Genomic DNA, 9777 nt, shown 5'->3' with positions numbered 1-9777 from the left:
GTGGCGATGACAGCATCAGTGGCGGCCTGGGGGATGACACCCTCCATGGGGAAGCCGGCAACGATGTGCTGCTGGGCGATGATGGCAAAGACACCCTGAGCGGGGGGGATGGGGCGGATACGCTTACCGGCGGTATTGGCGCCGACAGCCTGTCGGGTGAGGCGGGCAACGACACGCTCGATGGTGGCGCGGGCAACGACACGATGAACGGTGGCCTGGGCAACAACACGTACCTGTTTGGCAAGGGCGATGGCAGCGACACGATCTATGGAATGAACGATGCCACGGCAGGCAAGCTCAACGTGCTGCGCTTAAAGGCCGGGGTTGCTGCCAGCGAAGTGCGGGTGACCCGTTCGGTGGATGCGCTGGTGCTGGGCATTGCGGGCACGACGGACGTGGTGAGGCTGGAGTACTTCTTTAGCCAGAACACGCCCACCAACAGCTACAACCCGGTGCAGGAGGTGCGGTTTGAAGACGGCACCGTGTGGGACCTGGCAGCGATACAGGCGCAGTTGAGTGCCCCGCCTAAGCAAGTATCTGTTGGCGACACGCACCCCGGATACACACCCGCAGCCGCGTGGACTGATAGCGCTGAGGTGATTTTCCTTGGCGGCACCCAACCCTATGCATTGCTTGGCGAAACCTGGGCCGCAGAAATGAAGCCCTTTGCCGTGGATGCCCAAATGATGCCCCTCGCACCGCAGGATGGCTTGCTGGACAGCCAGGTCAATCAGCTTCTGAGCGCCATGGCTTCATTTGCTCCCCCTGCTGGAATGGAGAAAAATGGCGCTATCGCCAGTGCTTATCAGCAGGCAGCACTAGGCACACCGGCGGTGAATTGGCAATGAGTTAGAGCTCCGTGGTGTGGCTGTTCCATGGAGCGCGTCTTTCTCTCGCTTGGTTGAGTGCCAGCCAGCCGATCTGGCTGGCAATGCAGCCCTACTTGGTGCCGAAGATCCGGTCCCCCGCATCCCCCAGCCCCGGCAGGATGTAGCCGTGGTCGTTCAGTTCGCGGTCGATGGCGGCGGTGAAGATCGGCACGTCGGGGTGGGCCTTTTGCAGCGTGGCCACGCCTTCGGGGGCGGCCAGCAGGCACACGAACTTGATGGAGCGGGGATTGAGTTTTTTCAGGCGGTCCACGCAGGCGGCGGCCGAGTTGCCGGTGGCCAGCATGGGGTCCACCACGATGATGTCGCGCTCGTCCATTTCGGACGGCATCTTGAAGTAGTACTCCACCGGCTGCAGCGTGGCCGGGTCGCGGTACAGCCCGATGTGGCCCACGCGGGCGCCGGGCACCACGTTGAGCATGCCGTCGAGGAAGCCGTTGCCCGCGCGCAGGATGGAGACCAGTACCAGCTTCTTGCCGTCGATCACCTGGCCGGTCATGGTCTCCAGCGGGGTTTCGATCTGCACGTCCTGCAGGGGCATGTCGCGCGTGACTTCGTACGCCATGAGCGTGCTGAGCTCGCCCAGCAGGCGGCGAAAGCTGTTGGTGCTGGCGTCCTTCTTGCGCATCAGCGTGAGCTTGTGCTGGACGAGGGGGTGGTTGATGACGGTGACGTTGCTCATGGCTGGGCCTGTGTTTTGGGGGATGGAAAGAGGCGCGCCCGCATTTTTACCTGACAGAGGCGCTGGCGGCAGGCACTGTCAGGGTTGCGGGCTGCCGTGCGGCCGGCCGTGGCGGGCCGCTGGCGTCGCCCTCTGGGGCTGGCGGCGGCGGCGCGGCGCATGGGTGAGTCTAATCCGACAGGAACCGCGCATAGCGCGCCAGGTCCACATTGCCGCCGCTGATGATGACGCCCACCCGTTCGCCCTGCAGCAGCTTGCCGCCGTCATCGACACCCGAGAACGCGTGTGCGCCCGCATAGGCAAGGGCGCCCGTGGGCTCCACCACGATCTTCATGCGCTCCGCGAAGAAGCGCAGGGACTGCATGAGCTGGGCGTCGCTCACGCTCAGGATGTCTTCCACCCGCTCGCGGATGATGGGAAAGGTGAGCTCGCCCAGCGCCTGGGTCTGCGCGCCATCGGCGATGGTGTGCGGCGTCGGGATGCGCACGATCTGCCCCGCCCGCAGCGACTGCTGGCCGTCGTTGCCGTTTTCGGGCTCCACGCCGATCACGCGGCAGCGCGGTGCCAGGGCGCTCGCGGCCAGCAGGCTGCCTGCCAGCAGGCCCCCGCCGCCCACGCACACGAACAGGTAGTCGAGGTCGGGCACTTCTTCAAAAAGCTCCAGCGCCGCGGTGCCCTGGCCCGCGATGACGTGGGGATGGTCGAACGGAGGCACCAGCGTCATGCCTCGCTCCAGCGCCAGGCGGCGGCTGATGGCCTCGCGGTCCTCGGTGTAGCGGTCGTAGGTGACGACCTGGGCTCCATAGGCGCGCGTGGCCGCCATCTTGGAGGCGGGCGCGTCTTCGGGCATGACGATGGCGACGGGCATGTCCAGCAGGCGGGCCGACAGCGCGATCGCCTGCGCATGGTTGCCGGCCGAGAAAGCCAGCACGCCGCGTTCGCGCTGCTCGTCGGTGAACTGGGCGAGCGTGTTGAAGGCGCCGCGGAACTTGAACGCGCCCGTGCGCTGCAGGTTCTCGCATTTGAAGAAGAGCTGGGCGCCCAGCATTTCGTCGGCGGTGGTGGAGCGCAGCACCGGCGTGCGGTGCGCGATGCCCTTGAGCCGGTGCGCGGCGGCGGCCACGTCGTCGTAGGTGGGCGGGGTCAGACTGGGCAATGTCATGGCGGCGTCCTCGGGGCAGGGGCGGGCAAGGGGTTGCCCGTGTTCGCCACATGATAGCCCCAGACGCGATCGCCGCGCGCCGAAAAGGCCTCTGCCGGTTGTCCTGTCAGCGCGGGCAGCTATCAATTTTGACTTTTCGCGCCGGTCTCGCGGCGCGGCGCTCTCAGCCCAGTTCGCTGAACCGTACCAGCGGCGCCAGGGCCGGGAAGTCGCCCGCGCGCTTTTGCTTCATGGCCGTGACCGACTCGCGCACGTGCTGGTTGCTCCAGATGGCGCCCTGCAGCCAGCCCATCTGGCGCAGGCTGTCTTCCACGCTGTGGTCGCGCGCGTAGTTCACGGCCTGCTTGGTGCCCCAGATGGCGACGGGGGGCTTGGCGGCGATCTCCTGGGCGCATTGCAGGGCGGCGGCCAGCATGGCCTCCTGCGTGTCGAACACCTCGTTGACCAGCCCGTGGCCCAGGGCCCTGGCGGCGCCCAGGCGGCGGCCGGTGTAGGCCAGTTCTTTCACCACGCCCAGCGGGATGAGCTTGGGCAGGCGCTGCAGCGTGCCCACGTCGGCCACCATGCCGATGTTGATTTCCTGGATGCAGAAGAACGCATCCGCCGTGGCGTAGCGCACGCAGGCCGCCGTCACCATGTCCACCGCGCCGCCGATGCAGCCGCCGTGGATGGCCATGATCACGGGAATGCGCAGGTTCTCGATGCGGGTGAAGGTGGCCTGCATGTCGGTGAGCAGGTCGAAGATGGCGGCGCGGCCTTCGGGGCTCTGGTCGTCCATGGTGATGGCGCCGCCGAAGGTCTCCAGCGCCATGCCCGCGCTGAAATGCTTGCCCGTGCTGCTGATGACCAGCGCACGCGCCTCGCCCGCCTGTTGCAGGTGGGCCAGCACCTCGTCCAGCTCGCGCCAGAAGGTGGGGTGCATGGTGTTCATGGCCTCGGGCCGGTTCATCACCAGGTGGGCGACATGCTGGGAGATGCCGAGGCTGAAGCAGGTGAGGGTCTTGTTCATGGGGTGCCACTGTAGACCCGCAGGCCCCGGCAGTGTCGTCGCCTGGGTGACTTTGGATGATTCTGGCTTCAAGCCCTTATCTATCAAGCGCCAATAGCTATCAAATGAGGAGCATTTGCACGAGGGTGGCAGACGGCCGTGGCATGGCCCGTCAATCGCCGCCCCCGCCGCCGCAGCCGCCGCCATCCCCTGCGCCGTCGCTCCCGCCTCCATCCGAACTGTCGGCGCCGCCGAAGTCGCCCGAGCTGCCGCTGTAGCCGCCGTCCGAGAAGCTGGTGCCGCAGTAGCTGTCGCCGCCGCTGCCGCCCGCATCGCTCTTGCGGGCGATGTCGGAGCAGTCAGGCACGTAGGCAAAGCCGCCCGGGATGGCGAACTTGGCATCCAGCGCGAACAGCAGGGGCAGGCGGCTGGGGGCCTTGGGGTCGATGGATTCCTCCTTGCACACCCAGTACCAGCAGCGGCGCAGGCCGTCGTTGTGCCGGGCCTTCGCGCCCAGCGCCTCGGCGGGCGTGTGGTGCAGGAAGAAGCCCAGCGCATGGTGGCACCAGTGCTTGTAGGCCTGGGTGTGCAGGATGAACTCATGCCACAGCACGTCGACCGCCTTGGAGGGCATGGCCACGAACTGCTTGTTGCCGCGCAGGCAGGCCATGAAGAACTGGCGCAGGCCCCGCTCCACCAGCTCGCAGTCGCGCGTGCTCAGGTGGGGGTAGGTTTCGCGCAGCTTGCGCTGCAGAAAGCGGGGCAGGGGGGCTTCGCGGATGGTGCGCTGGCGCACCGCGCGGGTCCACTGGATCGCCAGGGCCGTGATGATGACCGTGGCAAGGAAATACAGGAGCCAGGGCCAGCGCAGGCGCCAGGCGCCGCCCAGGAGCCCGGCGATGGCAACCACCCACACGGCAATCGCCAGCGGCACGACCTTGCTTGCCCACCACAGCAGCATGTTGTCGATGCGTTTCATCGTCCCTCCTTTTTTGTTGTTGTGTGGCGATTTCACGGCGGTTTTGTGACCGATTGATGACACTTCGGGTGGTGTCGCCAGGGGGCACGGCTGGTGTGCCCGCCGCACCATCACCACCCTGCTGCAGCCGCGGCGACAGTGCCGCGCCGGGGACGCAGGGCAGGGGCGGGAATCTGCGCCCCGCCCGTGGTCAACGGCGCTTGCTGCCGCCGAAGATGCTGCCCAGCACTCCGCGCAGGATCTCCTTGCCCAGCGAGGTGCCCATGGTGCGCACGGCCGACTTGGCCATGGTCTGGGCCAGGCCATCGCGTTTGCCGCCGCGCGGGCCGGTGGTGCCAAACAGCACGTCGTTGAGCCCGCCCATCAGGCCGCCGCCGCTGTCTTCCGTGTTGGCGGGCGTGCCTTTGCTGCCATTGGCTGGCGCCTGGGCACTGGCTTCGGCCGCGCGGCCCTTGAGTTTTTCGTAGGCCGACTCGCGGTCCACCACCTTTTCATACACGCCCGCGACCAGCGAGTTGGCCACCAGCATCTGGCGCTGCTGCGGCGTGATGGGACCGAGCTGGCTGCCGGGCGGCAGCACGAACACCCGTTCGGTGATGCTCGGGCGGCCCTTGGCATCGAGAAAGCTCACCAGCGCCTCGCCCACGGCCAGTTCGGTGATGGCGGTCTCGATGTCGAGGCCCGGCTTTTGCCGCATGGTGGTGGCCGTGGCCTTCACGGCCTTCTGGTCGCGGGGCGTGAAGGCGCGCAGCGCATGCTGCACGCGGTTGCCCAGCTGGGCGAGCACGCTGTCGGGGATGTCCAGCGGGTTTTGCGTCACGAAGTACACGCCCACGCCCTTGGAGCGCACCAGGCGCACCACGAGTTCGATGCGCTCGATGAGCACCTTGGGCGCCTCGTTGAACAGGAGGTGGGCCTCGTCGAAGAAGAACACCAGCTTGGGCTGCTCGGGGTCGCCGATCTCGGGCAGTTGCTCGAACAGTTCCGACAGCATCCACAAGAGGAAGGTGGCATACAGCCGCGGCGAATTCATGAGCTTGTCGGCCGCCAGGATATTGACGACACCGTGGCCATCGACGGTTTGCATGAAGTCCTGGATATTGAGCATGGGCTCGCCGAAGAACTCGCTGCCGCCCTGCTGCTCGATCTGCAGCAGCCCGCGCTGGATGGCGCCCACGCTGGCGGCGCTCACGTTGCCATATTCGGTGGTGAACTCCTTGGCGTTGTCGCCCACGTACTGCAGCATGGCGCGCAGGTCCTTGAGGTCCAGCAGCAGCATGCCGTTGTCGTCGGCGATCTTGAACACCAGGTTGAGCACGCCCAGCTGGGTTTCATTGAGGTTGAGCATGCGGCCCAGCAGCAGCGGGCCCATGTCGGACACGGTGGCGCGCACCGGGTGGCCCTGTTCGCCGAACACGTCCCACAGCGTGGTGGGGCAGGCCAGGGGGGCGGGCAGGGGAAGGCCGCGCTCCTTGAGCACGGCGGCCAGCTTGTCGCCGATCTTGCCGGGCTGGCTGGCGCCCGTGAGGTCGCCCTTCACATCGGCCATGAACACCGGCACGCCGATGCGCGAGAAGTTCTCGGCCAGGGTCTGCAAGGTCACTGTCTTGCCCGTGCCGGTGGCGCCGGTGATGAGCCCGTGGCGGTTGGCCAGCCCTGGAAGCAGGTGGCATTCGATGGTGTCGTGCTTGGCAATCAGCAGGGGTTCGGCCATTTGGGGTTTCCTCGGGGGTACAGGTTCGGCAAAAAGTAAAATCGCGCTCAGTAGATTAAATCAATACAAAAGGATCTCTCGTGGCAGGACACAGCAAATGGGCGAATATCCAGCACCGCAAGGGGCGGCAGGATGAAAAACGCGGCAAGATCTGGACCCGCATCATTCGCGAAATCACCGTGGCTGCCCGCTCGGGCGGCGGCGACCTGTCTGCCAACCCCCGCTTGCGTCTGGCGGTGGACAAGGCCAAGGCGGCCAACATGCCCGCCGACCGCATCAAATACAACATCGACAAGGCCACGGGCAACGCCGAAGGCCTGACCTACGAGGAAATCCGCTACGAAGGCTATGGCATTGGCGGCGCGGCCATCATGATCGACACCATGACCGACAACCGGGTGCGCACCGTGGCCGAAGTGCGACACGCGTTCAGCAAACACGGTGGCAACATGGGGACCGAAGGCTCGGTGGTGTTCCAGTTCAAGCACTGCGGCCAGCTGATCTTTGCCCCTGGCACCAGCGAGGACAAGGTGATGGAAGTGGCGCTGGAGGCGGGCGCCGAAGACGTGGTGACCGACGATGATGGCGCCGTGGAGGTGCTGACCGCTCCGGCCGACTTCGAGGCCGTGAAGAACGCGCTGGAGGCGGCGGGCCTCACTGCCGAGGTGGCGGGCGTGACCATGCGGCCCGAGAACACCATTGAACTGACCGGCGACGACGCCGCCAGGATGCAAAAGCTGCTGGACGTGCTGGAAGACCTGGACGATACGCAAGAGGTCTACCACAACGCCGCGCTCTGACCTCTGCGCCCCTGGATCGCCGATTTTTTCTTGCGCTGACCTGTTTTCCGACTGATATTTCCCCGAACCCCGCCACGCAGCCCGGTGCTGCGGGCCGGGTTCACCAAAGGCTCCTATGAAAGTACTTGTGATTGGTGGCGGCGGCCGTGAACACGCGATGGCGTGGAAACTGAGCCAGTCCCCCAAGGTGACCAAGGTGTATGTGGCGCCCGGCAACGGCGGCACCGCGCTGAACCCCAAGCTCGACAACGTGGCCATCTCCGACGTGCGCGAGCTGCGCGTGTGGGCGCAGGCCGAGAAGATCGCGCTGACGGTGGTAGGCCCCGAGGCGCCGCTGGCCGCCGGCGTGGTCGATGAGTTCCGTGCCAACGGCCTGCGCATCTTCGGCCCCACCAAGGCCGCTGCGCAGCTCGAAAGCTCCAAGGCCTTCTCCAAGGCCTTCATGCGCCGCCATGGCATTCCCACGGCCGACTACGACACCTTCACCGACCCGGCCGCCGCCCACGCCTTCGTGGACCGCCTGGGTGCCCCCATCGTCATCAAGGCCGACGGCCTGGCCGCTGGCAAGGGCGTGGTCGTGGCCATGACGCTGCAGGAGGCCCACGATGCCGTGGACTTCATGCTCGTGGACAACAAATACGGCGTGACGCACAACGAAGGTGGCGCGCGCGTGGTGATCGAGGAATTCCTCGAAGGCGAAGAAGCCAGTTTCATCGTGCTGTGCGATGGCAAGAACGTGCTGGCGCTGGCCACCAGCCAGGACCACAAGCGCCTCAAAGACGGCGACGAAGGCCCCAACACCGGCGGCATGGGGGCTTACTCGCCCGCGCCCGTGGTCACGGCCGACGTGCACGCCCGCGCCATGCGCGAGATCATCCTGCCCACCATCCGGGGCATGGAAAAGGACGGCATTCCCTACACCGGTTTTCTGTATGCCGGGCTGATGATCGACGCCAAGGGCCACCCCAAGACGCTCGAATTCAACTGCCGCATGGGCGATCCCGAGACCCAGCCCATCCTGATGCGCCTCAAGAGCGATTTCAGCGATGTGATGGCCGCCGCGGCCGATGGCAAGCTCGACCAGATGGAGCTGCAATGGGACCGCCGCACCGCGCTGGGCGTGGTCATGGCAGCCCACGGCTACCCGGAGAACCCTCGCAAGGGCGACCCCATCACCGGCCTGCCCGCCGAGGCCGACGATGCCATGGTGTTCCATGCGGGCACGCAGCTGAAAGACGGCGTGGTCAGCGTGACCGGTGGCCGGGTGCTGTGCGTGACGGTGCTGGCCGACAGCGTCAAGCAGGCGCAGCAGCGTGCCTACGACGTGGCGCGTGGCATCCAGTTCGATGGCGCGCAGTACCGCCGCGACATTGGTTTCCGCGCGGTGAAATAGCCCCCTCCTGAGTCGCCTGCGGCGCCTTCCCCGCAGGGGACGACGCCCACGCGGAGGCGGCCCTTGCTGGGCGTCCCTGGCCTGGGCCGCGCCAGTTTTACCGGCAGCGCATGGCGCCGATGGCAATGGACAACTGAAATGCAACAACCTGGATTGAATCCGGCCACGACCGTGGCGACTGTACGCAGCTACTTGCAGGGCCTGCAGGCGCGCATCACCGATGCGCTCGAGGCCGTGGAAGGAGAGGGTGGTGCACGCTTTCTGGCCGATGCCTGGAGCAAGCCGCCCGGCGAGCCGCTGCAGGGTGACGGCATCACCAAGATCCTGGAGGGCGGCCGGGTGTTCGAACGCGCGGGCTGTGGCTTCAGCCATGTGCGCGGCCCGCAGCTGCCACCCTCGGCCACGCAGCACCGGCCCGAGCTGGCCGGTGCGCCGTTCGAGGCCATGGGCGTGTCGCTGGTCTTCCACCCGCGCAACCCCTATGTGCCTACCGTGCACATGAATGTGCGCATGATCGCGGCGGGCCATCCGGGGCAGGCGCCGACCTGCTGGTTTGGCGGTGGCATGGACCTCACGCCGTACTACGGCTTCGAGGAAGACGCGGTGCACTTTCACCGCACTTGCCGCGATGCGCTCAGCGCCTTTGGCGACGACAAGTACCCACGCTTCAAGCAGTGGTGCGACGAATACTTCTACCTCAAGCACCGCGGCGAGCAGCGTGGCGTGGGCGGGGTGTTCTATGACGACTTCTCGGAGCTGGGCTTTGACCAGAGCCTGGCCATGACGCAGTCGGTGGGCGACGCCTTCCTCAAGGCCTACCTGCCCATCGTGGAGAAGCGCCAGAACCTGCCGTTTGGCGAGCGCGAGCGCGACTTCCAGCTCTACCGCCGGGGCCGCTATGTGGAGTTCAACCTGGTGTGGGACCGGGGCACCCACTTTGGCCTGCAGTCGGGGGGGCGCACCGAGTCCATTTTGTTGTCCATGCCGCCGCTGGTGTCGTGGTCGTACCAGCGCTCCGATGCCGCCGATTCGGCCGAGGCGGCGCTGTTGCAGAGGTTCCTGGTGCGCCGCGACTGGCTTGCCGAAGGTGCCGCCCCCACCGCCTGAAAGCCGGTCCCAAGGGTGTGAACACCGCAAAAGCTATAATTTCAATAGCTGCCCGCGCTTTTCAC

The 9777-nt window shown here is 66.4% G+C and carries 9 protein-coding genes; 4 read left to right on the top strand and 5 right to left on the bottom strand.

Annotation, left to right across the window (positions count from 1 at the left end):
* Positions 1 to 848 (top strand): calcium-binding protein (locus AC07OD_RS06625; protein WP_494595756.1); only part of this gene is annotated, 848 nt, incomplete at its 5' end.
* A 91-nt stretch (positions 849 to 939) separates the two neighbouring features.
* Here AC07OD_RS06625 and upp read toward each other — a convergent pair.
* The 5 genes from upp to AC07OD_RS06600 all read right to left on the bottom strand — a co-directional run bounded on the left by upp (position 940) and on the right by AC07OD_RS06600 (position 6412).
* Positions 940 to 1569, bottom strand: coding sequence for a uracil phosphoribosyltransferase (upp, locus tag AC07OD_RS06620; RefSeq protein WP_218294859.1), 630 nt, complete (start codon positions 1567 to 1569; stop codon positions 940 to 942).
* Between the two features lie 169 nt (positions 1570 to 1738).
* Complete coding sequence (locus AC07OD_RS06615; RefSeq protein WP_494595753.1) at positions 1739 to 2731, bottom strand: threo-3-hydroxy-L-aspartate ammonia-lyase; 993 nt, start codon at positions 2729 to 2731, stop codon at positions 1739 to 1741.
* Between the two features lie 163 nt (positions 2732 to 2894).
* On the bottom strand, positions 2895 to 3740 hold the full coding sequence (locus AC07OD_RS06610; protein WP_218294861.1) for an enoyl-CoA hydratase-related protein: 846 nt from the start codon (positions 3738 to 3740) through the stop codon (positions 2895 to 2897).
* A gap of 151 nt (positions 3741 to 3891) precedes the next feature.
* A complete protein-coding gene (locus tag AC07OD_RS06605; RefSeq protein WP_492245329.1) occupies positions 3892 to 4698 on the bottom strand; it encodes a glycine-rich domain-containing protein in 807 nt (268 codons plus the stop codon).
* 190 nt (positions 4699 to 4888) lie between these two features.
* Positions 4889 to 6412 (bottom strand): helicase HerA-like C-terminal domain-containing protein, encoded by a 1524-nt coding sequence (locus AC07OD_RS06600; RefSeq protein WP_218294863.1) that lies wholly within the window; start codon positions 6410 to 6412, stop codon positions 4889 to 4891.
* An 80-nt stretch (positions 6413 to 6492) separates the two neighbouring features.
* Here AC07OD_RS06600 and AC07OD_RS06595 point away from each other — a divergent pair, with 80 nt between their 5' ends.
* The 3 genes from AC07OD_RS06595 (at position 6493) to hemF (ending at position 9712) form a co-directional block, all read left to right on the top strand.
* Positions 6493 to 7212 (top strand): YebC/PmpR family DNA-binding transcriptional regulator, encoded by a 720-nt coding sequence (locus AC07OD_RS06595; protein WP_218294864.1) that lies wholly within the window; start codon positions 6493 to 6495, stop codon positions 7210 to 7212.
* A gap of 115 nt (positions 7213 to 7327) precedes the next feature.
* On the top strand, positions 7328 to 8605 hold the full coding sequence (gene purD / locus AC07OD_RS06590; protein ID WP_369642546.1) for a phosphoribosylamine--glycine ligase: 1278 nt from the start codon (positions 7328 to 7330) through the stop codon (positions 8603 to 8605).
* 138 nt (positions 8606 to 8743) lie between these two features.
* Entirely contained in the window at positions 8744 to 9712 is a 969-nt protein-coding gene (gene hemF, locus AC07OD_RS06585; protein ID WP_218338490.1) for an oxygen-dependent coproporphyrinogen oxidase, read from the top strand.
* The last annotated feature ends 65 nt before the right edge of the window (positions 9713 to 9777 follow it).

Source organism: Acidovorax sp. GW821-FHT10E03 (assembly GCF_059415205.1).
The sequence above is the reverse complement of the archived record's forward strand: the minus strand, read 5'-3'. Positions and strand labels throughout refer to the sequence as shown.